Here is a 23,612-nt window from a genome sequence, read left to right on the forward strand (position 1 = left end):
GGCCGGCCTGGTCCGCGGCTGTCGTCCTGCATGCCCGCGCCATTCTGCCAAGGGCAATGCGACATGAAAACACTGGCCAAACTCCCCGTTACCATCGTCACCGGCTTCCTCGGCTCGGGCAAGACCACCTTGCTGCGCCACATGCTCGACAACGCCCAGGGCCGTCGCATTGCGGTCATCGTCAACGAATTCGGCGAACTGGGTATCGACGGCGAAATCCTCAAGCAGTGCAGCATCGGCTGCACCGAAGAAGAAGCCAGCGGCCGCGTCTATGAACTGGCCAACGGCTGCCTGTGCTGCACCGTGCAGGAAGAGTTCTTCCCGGTCATGCGCGAGCTGGTGGCACGCCGTGGCGACCTGGACCACATCCTGATCGAAACCAGTGGCCTGGCCCTGCCCAAACCGCTGGTGCAAGCCTTTCAGTGGCCGGAAATCCGCAACGCCTGCACCGTCGACGCGGTCATCACCGTGGTCGATAGCCCGGCCGTGGCTGCCGGCACTTTCGCCGCCTACCCGGACCAGGTCGATGCCCAGCGCAAGCTCGACCCTAACCTGGACCACGAATCGCCGCTGCACGAACTGTTCGCCGATCAGCTGGCTAGCGCCGACCTGGTGGTATTGAACAAGGCCGACCTGATCGACGCCGAAGGCCTGGCCAAGGTGCGCGCCGAAGTGGCCGAAGAACTGCCGCCGGCAGTCAAGGTGGTAGAGGCCAGCAGTGGCAAGCTGCCGCTGGAGGTGCTGCTGGGTGTGGGCGCCGAGTCCGAGGCGCACATCGATGGCCGCCGTACCCACCACGATTCGCACCACGATGGCGACGATCATGACGACCACGACCACGACGCCTTCGACTCCATTTCCATCGACCTGCCGGAGGCTGACGAAAGCCTGTTGCTCGACGCCTTGACCCAGCTGGTGGTGGAGTTCGGCATCCTGCGCGCCAAGGGCTTCGCTGCCATCCCGGGCAAACCGATGCGCCTGCTGGTGCAAGGCGTGGGGACCCGTTTCGACAAACACTTCGACCGCGCCTGGCGTGCCGACGAGCCGCGCATCACCCGCCTGGTGTTGATCGGCCAGGAACTCGACGCTGCCCAGCTGGAAGCGCGCCTGCGCCAGGCCTTGGGCGCCTGACCCGTGCACCTGCTGCGGACCCAGCCCGGCGGCTTCGTGCCGGACGACAGTATTGCCGACCTTGGCCAGACACCCGCCGAACTGGTGATTCTCTGCAGCGGCGATTCGCACCTGGCGTTGCTCGCCGATACGGCCGAGCAACTGCCTGAGGATTTCCCCAGCCTGCGCCTGGCCAACCCGATGCAGGTGCAGAACCACGCTTCGGTCGACCTGTATGTCGACCAGGTGCTGCGCCACGCCAAGGTCATCCTGGTGTCGCTGCACGGCGGCGTCGGTTACTGGCGCTATGGCGTCGAGCAACTGGTCGAGCTGGCTGCCCGGGGCGTGCAGCTGATTCTGGTACCAGGCGATGACCGACCGGACCCGGAACTGACCCGCCTTGGCACCGTCAGTGGCGAGCAGGCCGAGCGCCTCTGGTACTACTTGCGCCAAGGCGGCAAGGCCAATGCCATCAACCTGTACAACTGCCTGGCCAACCAGTGGCTGGGCCGCGATTATGCCTGGGACGAGCCGCAACCCTTGCCGCGCACCGCTGTGTATCACCCGGCCAAGGGCAGTGTGGCACTGGAAGACTGGTACCCGCACTGGCACCCGGATTGCCCGGTGGCGCCGCTGCTGTTCTACCGCTCCCATTTGCAGGCGGCCAACACCGCGTTCATCGACGTGTTCTGCCAGCGCCTGCAAGCCGCTGGCTTGAACCCGTTGCCGATTGCCGTGGCCAGCCTAAAGGAAAGCGCCTGCCTGGAGCAGGTCGAAGCCTGGCTGGACGAAGTCGGTGCCGAAGTGCTGGTCAATACCACCGGTTTTGCCCTGTCCAGCCCCGAACGGCCCAACCTGCGCCCGTTCCGCCGTGACATTCCGGTGCTGCAGGCCATCTGCGCGCAGGACAACCAGCCCGGCTGGGAAGCCAGCGAACAGGGGCTGGGTGCGCGCGACCTGGCCATGCACATCGCCTTGCCCGAACTGGACGGGCGCATCATTACCCGCCCGGTCAGTTTCAAGGACATGGCCTGGCGCAGCGAGCGCAGCCAGTCCGACGTGGTGTGCTACCGCGCCCACCCCGAGCGTATGGACTTTGTCGCCGAGCTGGCCCGGCGCTGGGTCGAGCTGGCGCGCCTGCCCAATGCCGAGAAGCGCGTGGCCCTGGTGATGGCCAACTACCCGACCCGGGATGGCCGCATCGGTAACGGCGTCGGCCTGGATACGCCCGCTGCTGCACTCAACATTCTCAAAGCGCTGCAGGCCGAAGGCTATCCGCTGGCCGATTTGCCGGGCAGCGGCACGCAACTGATCCACCAGCTGCTCGGCGGCGTGACCAACGACCTTGACCACCTGGACGAGCGCCCCTGCGCCCAGAGCCTGAGCCTGGCCGACTACCAGGCCGCCTTCGAGCACTTGCCCGAGGCCAATCGCCAGGCAGTGCTGGAGCGCTGGGGGCCGCCCGAGCAGGACCCGATGTACCGCAGCGGCCGGCTGATGGTGGCCGGCTTGCGCTTTGGGCTGACCTTCGTCGGCATCCAGCCCGCCCGGGGCTACCAGGTAGACCCCAGCGCGGTGTATCACGACCCCGACCTGGTGCCGCCGCACGGCTACCTGGCGTTCCACTTCTGGCTGCGCCACGCGTTCGCCGCCGACGCGGTGATCCATGTCGGCAAGCACGGCAACCTCGAATGGCTGCCCGGCAAAGGCGTCGGCTTGTCGGCGCAGTGCTGGCCGGACGCGCTGCTTGGCCCGCTGCCGAACATCTACCCGTTCATTGTCAACGACCCGGGCGAGGGCGCCCAGGCCAAGCGCCGTACCCAGGCGGTGATCATCGACCACTTGATGCCGCCGCTGACCCGTGCCGAAACCTACGGCCCGTTGCGCCACCTGGAGCAACTGGCCGACGAGTTCTACGAAGCGCAGCTACTCGATCCGCGGCGTGCCCGCGAGTTGCAGCGCGACATCCTCGAACTGGTCAAGGTCAACCACATCGACCGCGAGCTGCAGTTGGAAGGGCAGCTGGATGATGCCGCCGTCTGGCTGCCGCGCCTGGACACTTACCTGTGCGACCTGAAGGAATCGCAGATTCGCGATGGCCTGCATGTGTTTGGCCAGTCACCAGAGGGGCGGCTGCGGCTGGATACGCTGCTGGCCCTGCTGCGGGTTGAGCGCGGCGACGGTCGTGGTGGTAATGCCAGCCTGCTGCGCGCCTTGGCCAAGGCCTTGGTGCCAGGCTTTGACCCGCTCGATTGTGAGCTTGGGCTGCCCTGGCAGGGCGAACGCCCTGAGCAGCTTCTGGCCATGAGCAGTGAACCCTGGCGCACCTGTGGCGATACCCGCGAGCGCCTGGAGCTTTTGGCGCAGCAGGTGATCGAGCAAGCGCTGGGCGGCACCCTGCAGTTGCCTGAACCGAGCGAATGGCAGCCGGTGCGTGACGTGGTGCACGCCTTGCGCGAAGCGGTGGCGCCCAGCCTGGATGCCTGCGGCGCCGCTGAAATAAACGGCCTGCTGGCGGCGCTGGCCGGGCGATTCGTGCCTGCCGGCCCCAGCGGTGCGCCCAGCCGTGGCCGCCTCGACGTGCTGCCCACCGGCCGCAACTTCTATACCGTGGACGTGCGCAACCTGCCCACCACCACGGCCTGGCGCCTGGGTTTCGCCTCGGCCAGCCTGATCCTTGAACGCCACCTGCAGGACCACGGCGATCACCTGCGCCAGCTTGGCCTCTCGGTGTGGGGTACGGCCACCATGCGCACTGGCGGCGACGACATCGCCCAGGCCATGGCGCTGATGGGCGTGCGGCCGGTATGGGCCACAGGCAGCCAGCGCGTTGACGATTTTGAAATACTGCCGCTGAGCCTGCTCGACCGCCCGCGGGTGGATGTGACCTTGCGCGTTTCCGGCTTTTTCCGCGACGCCTTCGGCAACCTTATCCGCCTGTTCGATGCCGCCGTGCAGGCGGTGGCCGCGCTGGACGAGCCTGACGACCTCAACCCCTTGGCCGCCCGGGTACGCAGCGAGCGTGCCGCGCTGCTGGCGCAAGGGCTGGACGCCGAGCAGGCCGCGCGGCAGGCGGGCTGGCGGGTGTTCAGCGCCAAACCTGGTGCGTATGGCGCCGGGGTGCAGAACGCCATCGACGGGCGCCTGTGGCACAGCCGCGACGACCTGGCGGAGGTCTACCTCAACCACGGCGGCTACGCCTACGGCGGCAGCGACGACGGCACCCCGGCCCGCGCCCAGTTCGCCCAGCGCCTGGCCAAGGTGCAGGCGGTGCTGCAGAACCAGGACAACCACGAGCACGACCTGCTCGACTCAAACGACTACTACCAGTTCCAGGGCGGCATGCTGGCAGCGTCGGAAACCTTGTCCGGGGCGCCGGTGGCCAGCTACCACGGCGACCACAGCCAGGCAGACCGTCCCCGCATCCGTACCCTGAAGGAAGAGCTGAACCGGGTAATACGCGCCCGCGCGCTCAACCCCAAGTGGATCGACGGGGTCAAGCGCCACGGCTACAAGGGGGCCTTCGAGATGGCGGCGACGGTCGACAACCTGTTCGCCTTCGATGCCACAACGCACCTGATCGACGACCATCATTACCAGGGGCTGGCCGATGCGTACGTGCTCGACCCGGCGACCCGTGATTTTATGCGCGAGCACAACCCCGAGGCCCTGCGCGACCTTACCGAGCGCCTGCTGGAGGCCCAGCAGCGCGGGCTGTGGCAGGCGCCGGGCGAGTACCGCGAGGCCCTTGAGGAACAACTGCTCGACGGCGAGGAACAGGCTTGAAATGAGTGAACCCGTGCAATTTCCGCTGGCCGCCGTGGTCGGTGCCGACGACCTGAAGCTGGCGCTGTGCCTGACCGCCATCGACCCGAAAATCGGCGGCGTGCTGATCGAAGGGCCGCGTGGCATGGCCAAGAGCACGCTGGCCCGTGGCCTGGCCGACCTGCTCGGCGAGGGCCCGTTTGTCACCCTGCCACTGGGCGCCAGTGAAGAACGTCTGGTCGGGACCCTCGACCTGGATGCCGCGCTGGGGCAGGGCCGGGCGCAGTTTTCCCCGGGCGTGCTGGCTCAGGCCGACGGTGGCGTGCTGTATGTCGATGAGGTCAACCTGCTGCCCGACACACTGGTTGACCTGTTGCTCGATGTGGCTGCCAGTGGCACCAACCGTATCGAGCGCGACGGTATCTCGCACCGGCACAGCGCCCGCTTCGTGCTGATCGGTACCATGAACCCGGAAGAGGGCGAGCTACGCCCGCAGTTGCTCGACCGTTTTGGCCTGAACGTGGTACTGGAGGGCCTGCCTGAGCCGGAGGCCCGTCAGCAGATCATTCGGCGGCGCCTGGCTTTCGACAGTGACCCGCAGGCTTTCTGCACGCAATGGGCTGCGGCCCAGGCGCAGTTACGCGAGCGCTGCCAGGCGGCGCGCCATGCCCTGGCCGGTATTGCCCTGGATGACCAGGCGCTGGCCTGGATTACCGAGCGTTGCTACGCCGCCGGCGTCGACGGGTTGCGCGCCGACCTGGTGTGGTTGCGTGCGGCACGCGCCCACTGCGCCTGGCGCGGCGGTGCGGCCATCGAAGCAGTGGATGTCGAAGCGGTGGCCGAGTTCGCCTTGCGCCATCGCCGCCGCGTTACGCCCCAGGCCAACCCGCCGTCGGCGCCGCAGCCGCCTGACCAGCAGCCAGGCCAGCAAAGCGCTGGCAACGCGGGTGAACAGGGCGGGCAGGGCGACTGGGGGGCATTGCCGGCGCAACCTGTGGCCAGCGGCGCACGTCGCGAGGTGCCGAACTGGGCAAAAAAGCCCTGAGCATCCCCCAGTCACCTGCAAAAGGGGCGGATGCCAAAGCGGGCGCAGGCAAGCAGAACGGCGCCAGCCGTGGCCGCCCGCGCAGTGCAGCAAGCGGCCGGGTGGCCTGGCTGCCGACCTTGCTCAAAGGGCGGCCACGGCTACGCCAGGACCTGTGCTGGCAACAACGCCAGGCTAAACCGGCAGAGTTGTGGCTGGTGATCGTCGACGCGTCGGCCTCGACCCGCCGCCATCAGGCGTTGGCACACACCAAAGGGCTGCTGGCGGCACTGTTCGACCAGGCCTACCGCCAGCGCGCCCGCCTGGCCTTGCTGACCGCCAGCGGGCGCACACCGCAGTGGCAGCGCCACGGCCTGAAGGCCTCGGCAGCCTTGCAGCCATGGCTGCAGGCTTTGGGCGCCGGTGGCGGCACGCCGCTGATCGCTGCGCTGGAACAGGCCCGGCATTGGCTACAGGCGCGCCAGCGCGCCCATCCGGATGAAGCAGTACGCTGCCTGGTGTTTACCGATGGCCGCCTTCAGCACTGGAACGCCGTACAACCCATGCCCTGTACAACGTTGGTGGTGGACATGGAGTTGGCGCCGGTGCGTGTTGGGCGTGCGCAACAGCTGGCCGAACAACTGCAGGCCGATTATCAGCACTTGCAACAGTTCAAAGTCGTGGACTGAACAGCAGGGTTGCGACACTGTGTCGCAACTGTGAAAGTTGCCAGAACAGCAACTTTGTATTTGACCAAGTGCGTGGCGCTGCACGCACTTGGTTTGCCGGGCACTATTACTTTGGCATCGACCACGGTTGCAGGTCGTAACCTTTTTCGCACAGTTCGGCGCGCACTTCTTCGATCAGGCTGGCCCACTGGGCAGGGTCGGAGTAGATACGCGACGACACTTGCTTGCTGCCAATGCGGGTGCTGGTCCGGTCGATCACTGCCAGGCTCAGCTCACCAGTACCATTGGGTGCATCCCAGGCTACGCACTGGAAAGGTTCGAAGGCGTGGTCGGCAATCAGCAGTGCTTCGTTGACACGGAGCGGGGCATTCATGGTTCGGTCTCTCTATGGTCCCAAACATCGAAGTGAGTCCGCGTTGCTTCAAGGTCGCCTCAAGGGTTGCGAATTGCAGCGCGGGGTTATGTGTACTGATGCTCGTCCTCTGGGGGCAAGTCACACATTAGGTGTAAAATTTTTTGTCAGGCTTGAATCCGTTATTGCCTGCGCCGCCATGGGATGTCGTTAAAGTGCGAAAATTCCCGTGGGACATTGTAAAAAAATGCGTCAACAGACAGACGGTAGTGGGCACTGTCAACTTCGTTGCTACTGTTAAGCGAGCGCCACAACTTGCTGTTTTACTTCATAAAACCAAAAACTGGCGCCAAGGATCGGTTATGCAACAGCTTGCCGCTCAACGTCGTTTGCTCATCGTCGACCCGTGCGACGACTGCCACCAGCTGTTGCCTGGGCTGCGTAACGCAGGCTGGGATGTGGACAGTTGCATGCTCGCTGCCGCGCTGGACCATCCTTGTGATGTAGGGTTATTGCGATTGCAGGCTTCGCACCTGCGGCACCCGGACGCGGTCAAGGACATGATCAAGCGCAGTAACACCGAGTGGATCGCGGTGCTCAGTGCCGAACAATTACGCATGCCGGCCGTCGGCGATTTTGTTTGCGAATGGTTTTTCGACTTTCATACCTTGCCATTCGATGAGTCCCGGGTTCAGGTCACCCTGGGCAGGGCATTCGGCATGGCGCGGCTACGTGGCAAAGGGGCTGCCAGGGTGGACGAGGCGACCCACGAACTGCTCGGCGAAAGCCGGCCGATCCGCGAGTTGCGCAAGCTGTTGGGCAAGCTGGCGCCCACCGAGTCGCCCGTGCTTATCCGTGGTGAAAGCGGCACGGGCAAGGAACTGGTGGCGCGCACCCTGCATCGGCAGTCGCAGCGCAGCGACCAACCGTTCGTCGCCATCAACTGCGGGGCAATCCCCGAGCACCTCATCCAGTCAGAATTGTTCGGTCATGAGAAGGGCGCTTTCACGGGTGCCCATCAGCGCAAGACCGGGCGCATTGAAGCAGCCCACGGTGGCACGTTGTTCCTGGATGAGATTGGTGACTTGCCGCTGGAGTTGCAGGCCAATCTGCTGCGTTTTCTGCAAGAAAAGCACATCGAGCGGGTGGGCGGCAGCCAGCCGATTCCGGTGGATGCACGGGTCTTGGCCGCCACCCACGTAGACCTTGAAAGAGCCATCGAGCAGGGGCGTTTTCGCGAAGACCTGTATTACCGCTTGAACGTGCTGCAGGTGGTGACGGCGCCGCTGCGTGACCGGCATGGTGACTTGTCGATGCTAGCCAGCCATTTTGCCCATTTCTACAGCCTGGAAACCGGGCGCCGGCCGCGTTCATTCAGCGACCATGCCCTGGCGGCCATGGGCCGGCATGACTGGCCGGGCAATGTACGCGAGTTGGCCAACCGGGTGCGACGCGGCCTGGTCCTGGCCGAAGGCCGGCAGATCGAGGCGCAGGACCTGGGCCTGCAGACGTTGGACCAAGGGCAGCAGCCGCTGGGCACGCTAGAGGAATACAAGCAGCGCGCCGAGCGCCAGGCCTTGTGCGATGTGCTTAACCGGCACAGCGATAACATGAGCGTAGCGGCCAAGGTGCTGGGGATCTCCCGGCCGACCTTTTACCGCCTGCTGCACAAGCATCAGATACGCTGAATGAGCCACGAAACAATGGTCTGCCACACACCGCTGTGGGAGCGGACTTGCCCCGCGAACACCGGCAACGCCGGTGCCATGAACCGCGTCGCTGGCTTCGCGGGACAAGCCCACACTGACCACTGCCTGAAAATCAGTGTGGCGCGCGCACGATGGTCTTCAGCAGGTCTTCCGGGCTGATGTGCCCCACTACCTGAGCCACCGCACTGCCCGGGGTTGGCAGGTCGATGATGTGGCTTTTCATCTTGCCGACCACATGCATTTCGCACGGTTTGCAGTCGAACTTCAGGGTCAGCACTTCGTCACCCTGAATCAGCTGCATCGGCGCTACCTTGGTGCGCACACCGGTCACGCCCTTGGCCTGCTTGGGGCACAGGTTGAAGGAGAAGCGCAGGCAGTGCTTGGTGATCATCACCGGCACTTCACCGTGTTCTTCGTGGGCCTCGTAGGCAGCGTCGATCAGCTGCACGCCGTGGCGGTGGTAGAAGTCGCGCGCCTTCTGGTTGTACACGTTGGCCAGGAACGACAGGTGCGACTCGGGGTACACCGGTGGCGGCGAGGTCTCGGCCTTGCGCCCGCCACGCGGGTGCGCCTTGATACGCGCTTCGGTCAGCGCCTCGATGGCTTCACGGCGCAGGGCCTTGAGCTGCGAGTTGGGGATGAAGTAGGCCTGCGGCGCGTCCAGCTCGATGCTGCTGGCGTGGTACATCGTGGTCCCCAGCTGGCCGAGCAGGTCGTGCAACTGGTCCAGTGCCTGCTGCGGCTTGTTGGCCGTGCCGAACGGCCCGTCCAGGGCCACCTGCACGCTGACGCCTTCCTCGCTGCTGAGGGTGAGCATCAAGCGCTGCTCGCGCAGCACAGCATGCCATTGCACGCTAACCCGGCGCTCGGAAGAGGTGCGTTGCAGGGCCTGCTGCCAGTTGTGGTCAAGGTTGCGCGACAGCGGGTGGTTGGGCCGCAGCTTGTGCAGGCCTTCGGGCATTTCGTTTGGCTCAACGCGGTAGCGGTAGCGCTTTTGGCCGTCTTCCTCGAATTCGCCACGTGGTTCAGCGATGTTGGCGCGGAAACCCACCACTTCACGTTTGACCAGCACGTTCAGGCCGTCGCCGTTGGTCAGTGGCACCTCGGTGACCACTTGCATGTCACGCTTGCCGACCTTTTCCACCACACCCACCGGCAGGCCGGTGAAGGTGGGGGAGTCGAAGGCGCCGATATCCACTTTGCGGTCGGTCACGAAATAGTCGGTGCTGCCGCGGTGGAAGGTCTTGTCCGGGTCGGGCACGAAGAAGTGCTCGGTCCGGCCGCTGGACGCACGGGCATATTCCGGGCGGCCTTCGAGAATGGCGTCGAGCTCTTTGCGGTAGTGGGCGGTGATGTTCTTCACATAGCCCATGTCCTTGTAGCGGCCCTCGATCTTGAACGAGCGCACGCCGGCATCTACCAGGTCGGCCAGGTTGGCGGTCTGGTTGTTGTCCTTCATTGACAGCAGGTGCTTCTCGAACGCAACCACGCGACCCTGGTCATCCTTCAGGGTGTAGGGGAGGCGGCAGGCTTGCGAACAGTCGCCACGGTTGGCGCTTCGGCCAGTCTGCGCGTGGGAGATGTTGCACTGGCCGGAGAATGCCACGCACAGCGCACCGTGGATGAAGAACTCGATGGCAGCGTCGGTTTCGGCGGCGATGGCGCGGATTTGCTGCAGGTTCAGCTCACGGGCCAGTACCAGCTGGGAGAAACCGGCCTGGTCGAGGAACTTGGCCCGTTCCAGGGTGCGGATGTCGGTCTGGGTGCTGGCGTGCAGCTCGATCGGCGGGATGTCCAGCTCCATTACACCCAAGTCCTGCACGATCAGCGCGTCGACGCCGGCGTCGTACAGCTGATGGATCAGCTTGCGCGCAGGTTCCAGCTCGTTGTCGTGGAGGATGGTGTTGATGGTGGTGAACACGCGCGCATGGTAGCGACGGGCGAACTCGACCAGTTCGGCGATCTCGCTGACCTCGTTGCAGGCGTTATGGCGCGCGCCAAAGCTTGGGCCGCCGATGTAGATGGCGTCAGCGCCGTGCAGGATCGCTTCACGGGCGATGGCCACATCACGGGCAGGGCTGAGCAGTTCCAGGTGATTCTTTGGAAGGGACATATCGTTATATTTTCGGGCTGCCACGGTTTAGGCGGGCATTGTAGCGGTGAAACGGGCTGACGGCATCATCGGGGTGCCGGGAGGTGTAGTGCTGTTACCGGCCCCAACGCCGGCAAGCCAGCGCCCACAGGAGTTGCATAGGGCTTGAGGCCGATGCGGTCGAGGTGGGCGCTGGCTTGCCGGCGATAGGGCCCTTGCAGGTAGCTCAGCGCTTGGCAGCCATCGCCGTGACTTCTACGCGCATGCCGTCAAATGCCAGCGACGCCACACCCACGGCCGCACGTACCGGCCATGGCTTGCTGAAGAAGCGCTGGTACACCTCGTTGAACGCGGCACGGTCGGCCATGTCGGTCAGGTAGATGGTCAGGTGCAGCACGCGGTCCATGCCGCTGCCAGCCTTTTCCAGCGCCACTTTCAACGCCTGCAAGGTGCATTCGCTTTGCTCGACGATGCCGCCCAGCTCCAGGCTGCCGTCGGCGTGGGTCGGGATCTGGGTGGTGACCAGTACGCCGTTGAATTCGGCGACGTCGGACGAAATCGACTCGGCGTCCGGGTCCGGGGTGTAGATGATGTCTGCATGTGCCATGGTGTGTTTTGCCTTGCTACGGAAGGAAAACGGCAAGCCTACGCGAGCAGGCGCACCCGGTCGAGGGCACCCCGGTGTTTGAAATGCGCGACGTTCGCCGTCAGAATCGCGCCCATTGCAAAGCCAGGGGCACACTTTGAACGAACAGACTTTGTCCAGGCGCCTGGAGCGCGTGGCCGCACATGTGCCGCAGGGCGCGCGCCTGGCCGATATCGGCTCGGACCACGGTTACCTGCCGGTGGCATTGATGCTGCGCGGCGTACTCGAGGCCGCTGTAGCGGGTGAGGTGGCGCAGACGCCGTTCGCCTCGGCCCAACGCAACGTGCGCAGAAACGGCCTGCAAGACCGGGTCACCGTGCGCCTGGCGGATGGGCTGGCAGCGGTCGAGCCGCAAGACCGCATCTCGGTGGTCAGCATCTGCGGCATGGGCGGCGACACCATGTGCGAGATCCTCGAGGCCGGCAAGCAGCGCCTTGGTGGCATCACGCGGCTGGTACTGCAGCCCAATGGCGGTGAGCGTGAGCTGCGCCAGTGGCTGGCGGATAACGGTTACCACATCGTCAACGAAGAGCTGCTGCGGGAAAACCGCTTCGATTACGAGATCATCGTCGCCGAGCCGGGCAGGGTGGAATATAGCCCTGAGCACCTGTACTTCGGCCCAGTGTTGATGCAGGAGAAAAGCGAGGCGTTTCTGGTCAAGTGGCGGCGCATGCTGCGGCAAAAGCAGCAGACCCTGGCCAATTTCCAGCGGGCTCGCGATGCGGTGCCTCAGGCGAAAATCGACGACTTCAATCAGCAGGTGGGCTGGATCACCCAGGTCCTGGCCTGACTCACTGCTGCGAGCAGTTGCCCATTTCGCGGTAGTCGATTTCGCGCTTCTGGCCCTGGTGGTCGACATACACCATGTGCGCAGTGCCGACCTGGCAGTCGGCGGCGTTACTGGCGGGGGTGATGGAGATGACCTTGGCCACGTCCAGCGGCATGCCGTACTCATACGTGCTGCTGGCTGCCTTTGTACTGCCTGCATCAGCAAGGGCACCAAACGAGGCGAAGGCAGCAGCAACAGCAAGGACAGCGATCGAACGTTTCATGACAGGTTCCTTTTCTTGAATGTATGACTAATGATGTATTCATTGGTCATTCACAATAAATGGGCTGTTCCGTGATAGATTCCTGCCTTTAACGCAAGAATAAGACTGAACAAGGAGCACACTTTCATGGACATGCTGCATGCCATGCGTACCTTCGCCAGGGTGGTGGAATGTGGCAGCTTCGCTGCAGCCGCCAATGCGTTGGATATTTCAGCAGCGCAGGTTTCGCGTATCGTCGCCGAGCTGGAAAACCAGCTGCAGACCCGCCTGTTGCACCGCACCACCCGGCGGCTGCGCATGAGCGAGGCGGGCGAGCGGTTTCTGGAGCGCGCGCGGCAAATCATGCTGCTGACCGAAGAGGCGGTGGGTGAGGCCCGCGGTGCGCACCTCACGCCTCGCGGCCATTTGCGTTTGCATTGCCCGCACGGCCTGGGGCTGCTGCTGATGCCGCTGGTGGCCGGCTACAACGCACTGTGCCCGGAGGTGGTGATCGAGCTGACGCTGTCGCAGCGCAACCCTGACCCGCTGGCCGAAGGGCATGACGTGGTCATCACCGTGGACGGCGCGCTGCCGGACTCACAGCTGATTGCCGTCCCGCTCGGCAATATTTTCAGTATTCCCTGCGCAGCACCCAGCTATCTGGAGCGGCATGGGGTGCCTGAGCGCCCCGAGGACCTGCATGGGCACCGCTGCCTGCGCATGGCGTATCCCATGTATGAAGGTGACTGGGTATTCCCCCAGGGTGTGGACCAGTGTGTGATCACACCGAGTGACAACTTCTCCACCAACGTTGCCGATGCCATGCTGGTGGCCAGTGAATTGGGCATGGGCATTGGCCTGCTACCGTTCTATACGGCCAGCCAGGCGATCGAGCAAGGGCGGTTGTGCAGGCTGCTGGCGCCGTACCGCCTGCGCGAGAGCGCGCTGTATGCGATGTACCCGTCACGGCATTATCTGGATGCCAAGGTGCGGACCTGGATCGATTACCTCAAGGAGCAGTTGCCAGCGTTGTTCGAGGGGCATGCGCAGGTGGTGGATGATTCGCGGTACTGGCGTTGAAACGCAGATCCGCTTACTTGTGGGAGCGGCCTTGTGCCGCGATTGGGCCGCAAGGCCGCTCCCACAGATGGGGACCGCCGTACTACAGGGGGTAGTGCTTCAGCTCGCGTGCAATCAGCATGCGCTGGATCTCGCTCGACCCCTCATAGATCTGGGTAATCCGCGCATCGCGGTAATAGCGTTCCACCGGGTAATCTTCCAGGTAGCCATACCCGCCATGCACCTGGATCGCCATCGAACACACCCGCTCGGCCATTTCCGACGCGAACAGCTTGGCCTGTGATGCCTCCGACAGGCACGGTTTGCCGGCGCTGCGCAGGCGGGCGGCATGCAGGATCAGCAAACGTGCGGCGTTTACCTGTACCTGCATGTCGGCCAGCAGGTTGGCGATGCTTTGGTGTTCGTTGATCGGTTTGCCAAATTGCACCCGGTCGCGCGAGTAGACCAGCGCCGCCTCGAAGGCTGCACGGGCAATGCCTAACGCCTGGGCGGCGATGCCGATACGGCCGCCTTCAAGGTTGGACAGGGCGATGGCCAGGCCCTTGCCACGCTCGCCAAGGATGTTGGCTGCGGGGATGCGGCAATTGTCGAAGGTGACCGCGCAGGTGTCGGAGGCGCGGATGCCCATCTTGTGCTCGCTGCGGTCGACCTTGAAGCCCGGGTTGTCGGTGGGCACCAGGAACGCCGAGAGGCCCTTCTTGCCCAGCTCCGGGTCGGTCACCGCGAAGACGATGGCCAAGCCGGCGCGGCGTGCATTGCTGACGAATTGTTTGGCACCATTGATTACCCACTCGCCATCGACCCGTTCGGCGCGGGTGCGCAGGTTGTGCGCCTCGGAGCCGGCCTGGGGCTCTGTCAGGCAGAAGCAGCCAATCACCTCGCCGCTGGCCAGGCGTGGCAGCCATTGCTGTTGTTGCTCGGCAGTACCGTAGGCCAGCAGAGGGCCGCAGCCTACCGAGTTGTGAATGCTCATCATCGCCCCGGTGGCGCCGCAGCCTGCGGCGATTTCTTCCACGGCCAGGGCGTAGGCGACGTAGTCGGTGTAGCTGCCGCCGAAGTCCTCTGGTACCACCATGCCCAGCAGGCCCAGGTCGCCCATCTTGCGCACCACGCCGTCATCGATCCAGCCGGCCTTTTCCCAGGCCTGGGCGTGTGGGGCGATCTCGCCGCGGGCAAAATCCCGGGCCATGTCGCGGATCATGATCTGTTCTTCGCTCAGTTCAAGGTCTTGCATCTGTGTACTCCCGGGCTCACAGGCCTTCGAAGAATTGGTCCACCCGCTGCTGCTGCAGCGCGGCCAGGGTCGGCGGGTTCCAGCGAGGCTGTTTGTCCTTGTCGATGATCAGGGCGCGCACGCCTTCGATGATGTCGCCATGCTGGAACCACTGGCGGTCCAGGTGCAGCTCCATGGCAAAGCAGTCTTCCAGCCCTAGCTGGCGACCGCGGCGCAACATCTCCAGAGTAACCGCCATGGCCAGCGGTGAGCGGCTTTCCAGCTGGTCGGCGGCGGCCACGGCCCAGGCATGGCTGTCGCCGATGCTGACCGCACGCAGTTGCTCGACGATGGCTTGCAGGGTGGGCAGGGAGAAGAAGTGATCGATGACCGGACGCAGTTTTTCCAGGGGGGCATCACTCAAAACCTGGGTGCCGAGCCTGGCCAGCAGGTTCTGCAGGTCCTTGAGCGGGTTGTCGCCAAAGCTCAGTTGCTCCAGGCCCTGGTCGAGGGCGGCAAGCTGGTCACTGGCCAGGTACCAGTCGGCCAAGCCGCAGTAAAGGGCGTCGGCCGCCTGGATCTGGGTGCCGCTGACGCCCAGGTAAATCCCCAGCTCGCCGGGGATGCGCGACAGGAAGTAGCTGCCGCCGACATCGGGGAAGTAGCCGATGCCCACTTCGGGCATGCCCAGCCGGCTGCGCTCGGTGACCACGCGCAGGTCGCAGCCCTGGGCCAGGCCCATGCCGCCGCCGAGGGTGAAGCCGTCCATCAGTACCAACACGGGCTTGCGGTAGCGGTGGATGAGCAGGTCGAGGGCGTATTCCTCGACAAAGAAGGTTTCATGCAGCGTGTCGCCCGCTTTGAAACTGTCGTGCAGCGAGCGGATGTCACCACCGGCACAGAAGCCTTTGGGCCCCTCGCCGCGCAGCACCACGGCGCGCACGTGCGGGTCTTCGGCCCACTGATCCAGGTGCTGGCGCAGGCTACGAACCATGTCCAGGGTGAGGGCATTCAAGCCGGCGGGGCGGTTCAGGGTCAGGTGGCCAACCTGGTTGCGGACTTCGGCCAGTACAGGCTCGGTTGCCAAGGTTTGAGCGTGCGCAGTCATTGCGTTCTCCCTGCTTTGTTATTGATTTTCCAAGTGAAGTCTGGAGTTCGCTGGAGGATCGCAGGATCCTGTCATGCGAATTTGCCCTGCACAATCGACAATTATGCAGGGGTATCGTGCATTTTTGCCGTGGGTGAGTCCTCTAGCAGGGCAGTTCATTAACCTTACCGTAATGAACACACCGGCAGCTTGATTGATCCGCCGGGCAGCACAGCCCTAAGGTGATGTCCACGACAGCGAACCTGTGGAGTCACCATGACAATAACTCAGAATCCACCGCCGCAATGGTCGCGGCGGCGCGCCGAAAAGCAGCGCCGCCTCGATCGGGTCCGCCACCTTGCCGACGGCGTGGTGCTGCCCACCGAACGTATCGTCGAAGCCCTCGAACTGTTGCTGGCCCCCGGCGACCGGGTGGTGCTGGAAGGCAACAACCAGAAGCAGGCCGACTTCCTGTCGCGCTCGCTGGCCAAAGTCGACCCCGGGCGCCTGCACGACCTGCACATGATCATGCCCAGCGTCAGCCGCGCCGAGCACCTTGACCTGTTCGAACGCGGCATTGCCCGCAAGCTCGACTTTTCCTTCGCCGGCCCGCAGAGCCTGCGCATCGGCCAGTTGCTGGAAGATGGCCTGCTCGAAGTCGGTGCCATCCACACCTATATCGAACTGTACTCGCGGCTGCTGGTCGACCTGATCCCCAATGTCACCCTGGTGGCCGGTTTCATGGCCGACCGTGACGGCAACCTGTACACCGGCCCCAGCACCGAAGATACCCCCGCACTGGTAGAGCCTGCTGCCTTCAGCGACGGCATCGTCATCGCTCAGGTCAACCAGCTGGTGGACCGCGTCGATGACCTGCCACGGGTCGACATACCGGCGTCCTGGGTCGACTTTGTGGTGGTGGCCGACCAGCCTTTCTACATCGAGCCGCTGTTTACCCGAGACCCGCGCCACATCAAGCCGGTGCATGTGCTCATGGCGATGATGGCCATACGCGGCATCTACGAAAAACACCAGGTGCAGTCGCTGAACCACGGCATCGGCTTCAATACCGCCGCCATCGAGCTGATCTTGCCCACCTACGGCGAGTCTCTGGGCCTGAAGGGCAAGATCTGCCGCAACTGGACGCTCAACCCTCACCCGACCCTGATCCCGGCCATCGAGACCGGCTGGGTGCAAAGCGTGCACTGCTTCGGCACCGAGCTGGGCATGGAGGACTACATAGCCCAGCGCCCGGACGTGTTCTTCACCGGCCGCGATGGTTCGCTGCGCTCCAACCGCATGATGTGCCAGCTGGCGGGGCAATACGCTGTCGACCTGTTTATTGGCGCCACTTTGCAAGTGGATGGCGATGGCCATTCCTCGACCGTGACCCGCGGCCGCCTGGCCGGTTTTGGCGGTGCGCCGAATATGGGCCACGACCCGCGTGGCCGGCGCCACGCGACCCCGGCCTGGCTCGACATGACCGTGCCGGAAACCCTGCTGGAGCGCGGCCGCAAGCTGGTGGTGCAAATGGTCGAAACCTACCAGGAAGGTGGCAAGCCCACCTTCGTGGAAACCCTCGATGCCGTGGAAGTCGCCAAGAAGGCCGGCATGCCGTTGGCGCCGGTGATGATCTACGGCGATGACGTCACCCACCTGCTGACCGAGGAGGGCATTGCCTACCTGTACAAGGCCCGCAGCCTGGAAGAACGCCAGCAGATGATCGCCGCGGTGGCAGGGGTTACCGCCATCGGCCTGCGCCACGATCCGAAAGACACCCTGCGCATGCGCCAGCAAGGCCTGATCGCCTTGCCCGAAGACTTGGGCATTCGCCGCACCGACGCCAGCCGCGAGCTGCTGGCCGCACGCAGCATTGCCGAGCTGGTCGAGTGGTCCGGCGGCCTCTACAACCCGCCTGCACGGTTCAGGAGCTGGTGATGAAAGCACTCATTCTCGCACTCCCCCAGGTTCCTGTGGGAGCGGGTTCACCGGCGAAGAGGCCAGCCCAGGCAACCGAAATTCCCCTGGCCGACCACCTCGCCGACCTGGCCGTTGAAGCCCTGATCGACGAAGCCGACCTGTCCCCCAAACCCGGGCTGGTCGACCGCCGCAGCAACGGCGCCCACAAAGACATGACCCTGACCTTGATGCACGCTTCGGCCCTGGCCTTGTGGCCATGCCTGCGCAACATGGCCGAAGCCGCCCAGTCCATCGGCCAGGTTGGTCAACCTCTGCGCGCCGCACTGGGCCAGCTCGGCCGCGAAGGCGAGGCCGCGATGCTTGCCGCCACCCACGGGGTAAACACCCACCGCGGCGCCATCTGGGCACTGGGCCTGCTGGTGGCGTCCACGGCCCTCGATACCCAGGCAGACGCCTGCACGCTGGCCGCCCGTGCCGGGCGCATCGCGCTGTTCGACGACCCGGCCATGCCGCGCCAGGACAGCCACGGCTCGCAGGTACGCCACCGCTACGGCACCGGCGGTGCCCGCGAACAGGCACAGCAAGGCTTCCCCGCCGTGGTCGGGTACGGCCTGCCACAACTGCAACGTAGCCGCGCTGCCGGGGCCAGCGAGTCGCATGCCCGGCTTGATGCGTTACTGGCAATCATGGCCGTGCTCAGCGACACCTGTGTGCTCTGGCGCAGCGGCCCGGCCGGGCTGGCTGCCGTCCAGCAAGGTGCCCGCGCCGTACTTGCCGAGGGCGGCAGCGCCACCTTGGCAGGGCGCCGGCACCTGCGCGGGCTGGACCAGCAACTGCTGCACCTGAACGCCTCACCGGGCGGCGCCGCCGATTTGCTGGCCGCCTGCCTGTTCCTCGACAAAGCCGGGAGCCTGTGAAATGGAAACCCTGAACTTTCAATTCCCCGCCGCCGAACCTGGCCGTGGCCGCACGCTGGTGGGCTGCGTCAGCTCCGGCGACCTCGAGGTGCTGATCGAGCCCGGCACTGCCGGCAGCCTGCACATCCAGGTGATGACCTCGGTCAACGGCAGCGGCGCCCGCTGGGCGCAACTGCTCCAGCGCCTGTTCGAGGGCCGTACCTGGCCGGCCGTGAACATCGACATCCACGATTTCGGCGCCACGCCAGGCGTGGTGCGCTTGCGCCTTGAGCAAGGCTTCGAGGAGATTGCCCATGACTGACACCGAACGTTTGCTGCGCAGCCGCAGCTTTGTCGAACTGGGCGCCCGACAGCGCGCCCGCGCCGTGCTCGACCCGGGCAGCTTCCGTGAACTGCTGGGCCCGTTCGATCGGCTGATGTCGCCGTGGCTGCCGCGACAGGGCATCGTGCCTCAGGCCGATGATGGCGTGGTTATCGCCAAAGGCCGGCTGAACGGGCGCCATGCCGTAGTCGCTGCCATTGAAGGTGGCTTCCAGGGGGGCAGCATGGGCGAGGTGGGTGGTGCAAAAATCGCCGGCGCCTTGGAGCTGGCCATCGAAGACACTCGCAACGGTACTCCCACCTGCGCTGTGTTGCTGCTGGAAACCGGTGGCGTTCGCCTGCAAGAGGCCAACCTGGGCCTGGCGGCGATTGCCGAGATCCAGGCGGCGATTGTCGAGCTGCGGGCCTTGCAGCCGGTGATCGGCCTGATTGCAGGTTCGGTAGGTTGCTTTGGCGGCATGTCCATCGCCGCAGGCCTGTGCAGCCACCTGCTGGTGACCCGCGAAGCGCGCCTGGGCCTCAACGGCCCGCAGGTGATCGAGCAGGAAGCCGGCATCGGCGAATACGATGCCAAGGACCGCCCCTTCATCTGGAGCCTGACGGGTGGCGAGCAACGCTACGCCAGCGGGTTGGTGGACGGCTATGTGGCCGATGATATCGATGCACTGCGCGATCGCTTGTTGCAACTGCTCGACGCACCCTCCAAAGACCGCGTCAGCCAGCACGCCTGGTTCCTCGACCGGCTGGCCCGGCTGGGCGAAAACTGCCCACAATTGGATGCCGCCGCCGTGCGCGCCCTTTATCAAGGAGAAGCCCAATGAACCGTGCCTTGAACTGGCTGCCGGGCCTGGCCGGCGGGCAAGCCTTGCCGGGCTACCCCGCGTCGCTGCGGGTGATCGACGGCGAACTGGACAACCGCCTGGCGCGCTTCATCGCCGTGGTACCCGATGCCGACAACCCATTCCCCCGTGCCCGCTCGGGCGAGGTCGGCCTGCTGGAAGGTTGGGGCCTGGCCAAGGCGGTGAGCGAGGCGGTGGAAGCTGACCGCGATGGCCAGAAGCGGGCCATTGTCGCGGTGGTCGACGTGCCCAGCCAGGCCTACGGCCGCCGCGAGGAGGCGTTGGGCATTCACCAGGCACTGGCCGGTGCCGTGCAGGCCTACGCCCAGGCGCGGTTGGCCGGGCACCCGGTAATCGGTCTGCTGGTCGGCAAGGCCATGTCCGGTGCCTTTCTTGCCCACGGTTACCAGGCCCAGCGCCTGATCGCCCTGGACGATGCCGGGGTCATGGTGCATGCCATGGGCAAGGCGGCTGCGGCGCGGATTACCCTGCGAAGCGTCGAGCAACTTGAGGCTCTGGCCGCCGAAGTGCCCCCCATGGCCTACGACCTGGCCAGCTACGCCTCGCTGGGCCTGCTGTGGCGCCGCCTGACAGTGGACAACGCCGAGGCACCGAGCCGCGCCGACATTGCCCAGGTGCGTGCCTGCCTGGCAGAAGCGGTGCACGATATTGGCAGCTCGACCGACCTGTCGTCACGGCTGGCGGGGGAAAACCGCAGCGCTTCGCGCCTGGTACGCGAACAGCTGCGCCGCCAGTGGCAGGGCGCTTGAGATGAGCGCGCCAAGGCCGCACGACCTGCTGTGGGGGATGCCCGTGTCGGGCTTGCCCGCCGATGCGCCGCAGTGGGCGCAGGACGTGCTGGCAAGCGGCCGGCCGGTGGTAGTGCGCCGCGCCACCTGTGAGGATGGCTGGGTGGCGGTTGGGGTGCGTGGTGTGGGCCGGGCACAGCGGTTGGGTGTGTTGATGCGCCTGGCCGATATCCAGCGTCGGCAAGGCCCCGAAGTGCTGCGTGTGAACGTACAAAGCCCATGGCCTGCGCTACAGGCACTGGCCTCGGTCGCCCCGGTATTGCAGGCCAGCGGCCTGGAATGGGGGCCGACGGGCGGGGTGGGGTATCAGATTGCGACCGGCGTTGAAGTGGTACACGCCGACAGTGACCTGGACCTGCTGCTGCGTACCCCGCAACCACTGGCCCGCGCTCAGGCGCGGGAGCTGCAGGATATCCTCGACTGCGCGCCGTGCCGTATCGATGTGCAACTGGAAACCCCGGCAGGCGCCATTGCCTTGCGCGAATGGGCCGGTTTTGCCCGCCGCGTGCTGCTCAAGTCGCCGCATGGCCCGCGCTTGGTCAGCGAGCCTTGGGCAGTGATGGAGCGTGCCGCATGAGCAGCCTGTTCGCCTTCCCTGGCCAGGGGGCTCAGCAGGTGGGGATGCTGCAGCATCTGCCAGAGGGCGCCGGGCAGCTGCTGGAGGAGGCCAGCGATACCCTGGGCGAAGCTGCGCAGGCGCTGGACAGCCCGCAAGCGCTGCAGTCTACCCGGGCGGTTCAGCTGTGCCTGCTGCTGAGTGGCGTGGCCTGGGCACGTTGGCTGATGCAGCGCAGCCCTGCGCCGGATTATGTGGCGGGCTTGTCGATTGGCGCTTATCCCGCAGCTGTCACGGCGGGCGCCCTGGGTTTTGCCGATGCCGTGCGCCTGGTCGCCCTGCGTGGCCGGTTGATGCAGTGTGCCTATCCGCAAGGCTACGGCATGACTGCACTCTATGGCATGGACTTGGCCACTGTCGAGCGTTTGCTGGTGGATGCCGGCGGTGAGGTGCATGTCGCAAACCTCAACAGTGAAAACCAGATTGTCATCGCCGGTAGCGATTCGGCGATGGCTGCGGTCGCAGCCCGTGCGCGTCGTCTTGGCCAAGGCGTCGCCCGGCGCCTTGCGGTCAGCGTGCCTTCGCATTGCCCGTTGCTTGATGGCCCGGCAGCGGAACTGGCCAGTGCCTTCGCCTCGGTCGAGTTGCACCGCCCACGCATCACCTACCTCAGCGGCAGCAGCGCGCGCCCGGTGTTCGACCCGCAGCGCCTGCGCGATGACCTGGCGGGCAACATGGCAAGGGTGGTCGACTGGCGTGCCACGTTGCGCAACGCCTTTGAGCGTGGCGTGCGACTGCACCTGGAAATACCGCCCGGCAGCGTGCTCAGCGGGCTGGCCCGGGCCGTGTTCGAACAGGGCAGGGTAGTGGCCGTGGAAGGCACCCGTTGGGACACCGTGGATGCGCTGCTGCGCCAGGAGGTGGCTGACCGGCGATGATGGCTGGCTAACGCAATCCCTGTGGGAGCGGCCTTGCGTCGCGATTGGGCCGCAGAGCGGCCCCGGCAATTCTGAAGTGAAGCGAAGATCCTTGGGGGCGCTGCGCACCCCTGTCGCGACACAAGGCCGCTCCCACAAAGACCGCGAACGTCGCATAAGTGTGTGTTTACGAAGAACAACAACAAGCAACTTCGACACAACCTGAGGACAACAACAATGATCATCTATGGTGTGGCTCTGCTGGCGGTCTGCACGCTTGCTGGCGTTATCGTCGGCGACTTCCTGGGCGTGCTGCTGGGCGTCAAATCCAATGTGGGCGGGGTGGGCATCGCCATGATCCTGCTGATCTGCGCACGGCTGTACATGCACCGCAATGGCGGCATGAGCAAGGAATGCGAGTTCGGTGTCGGCTTCTGGGGTGCCATGTACATCCCGGTAGTGGTGGCCATGGCGGCCCAGCAGAACGTGGTCACCGCCCTGCACGGCGGGCCGGTGGCGCTGCTGGCGGCAGTGGGCGCGGTGCTGGTGTGCGGCGCGACTATTGCCCTGATCAGCCGCAGCCACCGCGGTGAGCCTTTGCCCGCGCTCGAGCCCGCCCCTGAAAACCACGCGCGGGTTACTCCTGCAGGAGGTCGTTGAACATGTGGCCGATTATTGAAAATGCCCTGGAACACAACGGCCTGGTCACCGCCTTTGCTGCGGTGGGCGCAATCATGTGGTTGTCGGTTGTGCTGTCGAAATACCTCACCTTCGGCCGGGTGCACGGCTCGGCTATCGCCATCGTCATCGGCCTGGTGCTGGCCTGGGTCGGTGGCACCGTGACGGGCGGGCAAAAAGGCCTGGCCGACATGGCGCTGTTCTCCGGCATCGGCCTGATGGGCGGGGCGATGCTGCGTGACTTCGCCATTGTTGCGACGGCCTTCGAGGTGCAGGCCACCGAAGCGCGCAAAGCCGGGATGATTGGCTTGGTGGCGCTGCTGCTGGGCACGGTGCTGCCATTCATTGTTGGCGCGGCAGTCGCCTACGCCTTCGGCTACCGCGATGCAGTGAGCATGACCACCATCGGCGCAGGTGCCGTGACCTATATCGTCGGCCCGGTGACCGGGGCGGCGCTGGGTGCCAGCTCGGACGTGATGGCTTTGTCGATTGCCACCGGGCTGATCAAGGCGATCCTGGTGATGGTGTTCACCCCGGTGTCGGCGCGCCTGCTGGCGCTCGACAACCCGCGCTCGGCGATGGTGTTCGGCGGGTTGGCCGGAACGGTGTCGGGGGTGACGGCCGGGCTGGCGGCGACGGACCGGCGGCTGGTGCCGTATGGCGCATTGACCGCCACCTTCCATACCGGGTTGGGGTGCCTGATGGGGCCGTCGATTCTGTATTTCTGCGTACGTGGTCTGGTCGGCTGACGTCGTACCCTCCTTTCTGTGGGAGCGGGCGTGCCCGCAAAGCAGGCGACTCGGTGCATGGCACCGGCTTCGCCGGTGTTCGTGGCCACGGCCGCTCCCACAGTGATT

At 65.2% G+C, this 23,612-nt stretch carries 22 protein-coding genes; 16 read left to right on the top strand and 6 right to left on the bottom strand.

Annotated elements, in window-relative coordinates:
• Nucleotides 1-63 precede the first annotated feature (63 nt).
• The 4 genes from cobW to LU684_RS00820 all read left to right on the top strand — a co-directional run bounded on the left by cobW (nt 64) and on the right by LU684_RS00820 (nt 6,588).
• Nucleotides 64-1,131 carry a cobalamin biosynthesis protein CobW gene (cobW, locus tag LU684_RS00805; protein WP_016487376.1) on the top strand — a complete coding sequence of 356 codons (1,068 nt, stop codon included), beginning with the start codon at nt 64-66 and terminating at the stop codon, nt 1,129-1,131.
• Between the two features lie 3 nt (nt 1,132-1,134).
• The gene (gene cobN / locus LU684_RS00810) at nt 1,135-4,896 is read left to right on the top strand and encodes a cobaltochelatase subunit CobN (protein ID WP_232894018.1); all 3,762 of its coding nucleotides are present in this window, start codon (nt 1,135-1,137) and stop codon (nt 4,894-4,896) included.
• A gap of 1 nt (nt 4,897) precedes the next feature.
• Complete coding sequence (locus LU684_RS00815; protein WP_016487374.1) at nt 4,898-5,920, top strand: ATP-binding protein; 1,023 nt, start codon at nt 4,898-4,900, stop codon at nt 5,918-5,920.
• 101 nt (nt 5,921-6,021) lie between these two features.
• Nucleotides 6,022-6,588, top strand: coding sequence for a vWA domain-containing protein (locus tag LU684_RS00820; RefSeq protein WP_016487373.1), 567 nt, complete (start codon nt 6,022-6,024; stop codon nt 6,586-6,588).
• A 106-nt stretch (nt 6,589-6,694) separates the two neighbouring features.
• Here LU684_RS00820 and LU684_RS00825 read toward each other — a convergent pair whose 3' ends face one another.
• On the bottom strand, nt 6,695-6,961 hold the full coding sequence (locus tag LU684_RS00825; RefSeq protein ID WP_013972506.1) for a hypothetical protein: 267 nt from the start codon (nt 6,959-6,961) through the stop codon (nt 6,695-6,697).
• Between the two features lie 341 nt (nt 6,962-7,302).
• Here LU684_RS00825 and LU684_RS00830 point away from each other — a divergent pair, with 341 nt between their 5' ends.
• Nucleotides 7,303-8,628, top strand: a complete 1,326-nt coding sequence (locus tag LU684_RS00830; protein WP_016487372.1) for a sigma-54 dependent transcriptional regulator — start codon at nt 7,303-7,305, stop codon at nt 8,626-8,628.
• A gap of 133 nt (nt 8,629-8,761) precedes the next feature.
• On the opposite strand, the gene LU684_RS00835 is transcribed toward LU684_RS00830, so the two are convergent.
• Nucleotides 8,762-10,762: a peptidase U32 family protein gene (locus tag LU684_RS00835; protein ID WP_060518152.1), complete on the bottom strand. Its 2,001-nt coding sequence runs from the start codon at nt 10,760-10,762 to the stop codon at nt 8,762-8,764.
• Between the two features lie 205 nt (nt 10,763-10,967).
• Complete coding sequence (locus LU684_RS00840; protein WP_016487370.1) at nt 10,968-11,348, bottom strand: RidA family protein; 381 nt, start codon at nt 11,346-11,348, stop codon at nt 10,968-10,970.
• 136 nt (nt 11,349-11,484) lie between these two features.
• Between LU684_RS00840 and LU684_RS00845 the strand changes: the two genes are divergently transcribed.
• A complete protein-coding gene (locus LU684_RS00845) occupies nt 11,485-12,177 on the top strand; it encodes a tRNA (adenine(22)-N(1))-methyltransferase (protein ID WP_102688791.1) in 693 nt (230 codons plus the stop codon).
• 1 nt (nt 12,178) lies between these two features.
• Here the strand turns inward: LU684_RS00845 and LU684_RS00850 are convergent, their stop codons facing one another.
• Complete coding sequence (locus LU684_RS00850; RefSeq protein ID WP_016487368.1) at nt 12,179-12,439, bottom strand: DUF2790 domain-containing protein; 261 nt, start codon at nt 12,437-12,439, stop codon at nt 12,179-12,181.
• Between the two features lie 126 nt (nt 12,440-12,565).
• Here LU684_RS00850 and LU684_RS00855 point away from each other — a divergent pair, with 126 nt between their 5' ends.
• Nucleotides 12,566-13,498, top strand: coding sequence for a LysR family transcriptional regulator (locus LU684_RS00855; protein ID WP_023048678.1), 933 nt, complete (start codon nt 12,566-12,568; stop codon nt 13,496-13,498).
• A gap of 82 nt (nt 13,499-13,580) precedes the next feature.
• Here the strand turns inward: LU684_RS00855 and LU684_RS00860 are convergent, their stop codons facing one another.
• Complete coding sequence (locus LU684_RS00860; RefSeq protein ID WP_016487366.1) at nt 13,581-14,732, bottom strand: acyl-CoA dehydrogenase family protein; 1,152 nt, start codon at nt 14,730-14,732, stop codon at nt 13,581-13,583.
• 16 nt (nt 14,733-14,748) lie between these two features.
• Nucleotides 14,749-15,819: an enoyl-CoA hydratase/isomerase family protein gene (locus LU684_RS00865; RefSeq protein ID WP_102688792.1), complete on the bottom strand. Its 1,071-nt coding sequence runs from the start codon at nt 15,817-15,819 to the stop codon at nt 14,749-14,751.
• A 255-nt stretch (nt 15,820-16,074) separates the two neighbouring features.
• Between LU684_RS00865 and mdcA the strand changes: the two genes are divergently transcribed.
• The 9 genes from mdcA (at nt 16,075) to madM (ending at nt 23,504) form a co-directional block, all read left to right on the top strand.
• Complete coding sequence (gene mdcA / locus LU684_RS00870; protein ID WP_016487364.1) at nt 16,075-17,736, top strand: malonate decarboxylase subunit alpha; 1,662 nt, start codon at nt 16,075-16,077, stop codon at nt 17,734-17,736.
• Entirely contained in the window at nt 17,736-18,635 is a 900-nt protein-coding gene (locus LU684_RS00875) for a triphosphoribosyl-dephospho-CoA synthase (RefSeq protein ID WP_060518145.1), read from the top strand. Before mdcA ends, LU684_RS00875 begins: the two co-directional genes overlap by 1 nt.
• Nucleotide 18,636: 1 nt before the next feature.
• A complete protein-coding gene (locus LU684_RS00880; protein WP_016487362.1) occupies nt 18,637-18,936 on the top strand; it encodes a malonate decarboxylase subunit delta in 300 nt (99 codons plus the stop codon).
• The gene (locus LU684_RS00885) at nt 18,929-19,777 is read left to right on the top strand and encodes a biotin-independent malonate decarboxylase subunit beta (protein ID WP_145914107.1); all 849 of its coding nucleotides are present in this window, start codon (nt 18,929-18,931) and stop codon (nt 19,775-19,777) included. Before LU684_RS00880 ends, LU684_RS00885 begins: the two co-directional genes overlap by 8 nt.
• Nucleotides 19,774-20,565, top strand: coding sequence for a biotin-independent malonate decarboxylase subunit gamma (mdcE, locus tag LU684_RS00890; RefSeq protein WP_060518141.1), 792 nt, complete (start codon nt 19,774-19,776; stop codon nt 20,563-20,565). The genes LU684_RS00885 and mdcE overlap by 4 nt, the downstream gene beginning before the upstream one ends.
• A gap of 1 nt (nt 20,566) precedes the next feature.
• Nucleotides 20,567-21,181, top strand: a complete 615-nt coding sequence (locus tag LU684_RS00895; protein WP_024717553.1) for a malonate decarboxylase holo-ACP synthase — start codon at nt 20,567-20,569, stop codon at nt 21,179-21,181.
• Complete coding sequence (mdcH, locus tag LU684_RS00900; RefSeq protein WP_232894019.1) at nt 21,178-22,098, top strand: malonate decarboxylase subunit epsilon; 921 nt, start codon at nt 21,178-21,180, stop codon at nt 22,096-22,098. The genes LU684_RS00895 and mdcH overlap by 4 nt, the downstream gene beginning before the upstream one ends.
• A gap of 216 nt (nt 22,099-22,314) precedes the next feature.
• Complete coding sequence (gene madL / locus LU684_RS00905) at nt 22,315-22,737, top strand: malonate transporter subunit MadL (RefSeq protein ID WP_232894020.1); 423 nt, start codon at nt 22,315-22,317, stop codon at nt 22,735-22,737.
• A gap of 2 nt (nt 22,738-22,739) precedes the next feature.
• The gene (gene madM / locus LU684_RS00910; protein WP_016487356.1) at nt 22,740-23,504 is read left to right on the top strand and encodes a malonate transporter subunit MadM; all 765 of its coding nucleotides are present in this window, start codon (nt 22,740-22,742) and stop codon (nt 23,502-23,504) included.
• Nucleotides 23,505-23,612: the final 108 nt, after the last annotated feature.

Origin of the sequence: Pseudomonas sp. NMI542_15 (assembly GCF_021283425.1) — a bacterium.
Classification (GTDB): Bacteria; Pseudomonadota; Gammaproteobacteria; order Pseudomonadales; family Pseudomonadaceae; genus Aquipseudomonas; species Aquipseudomonas fortuita.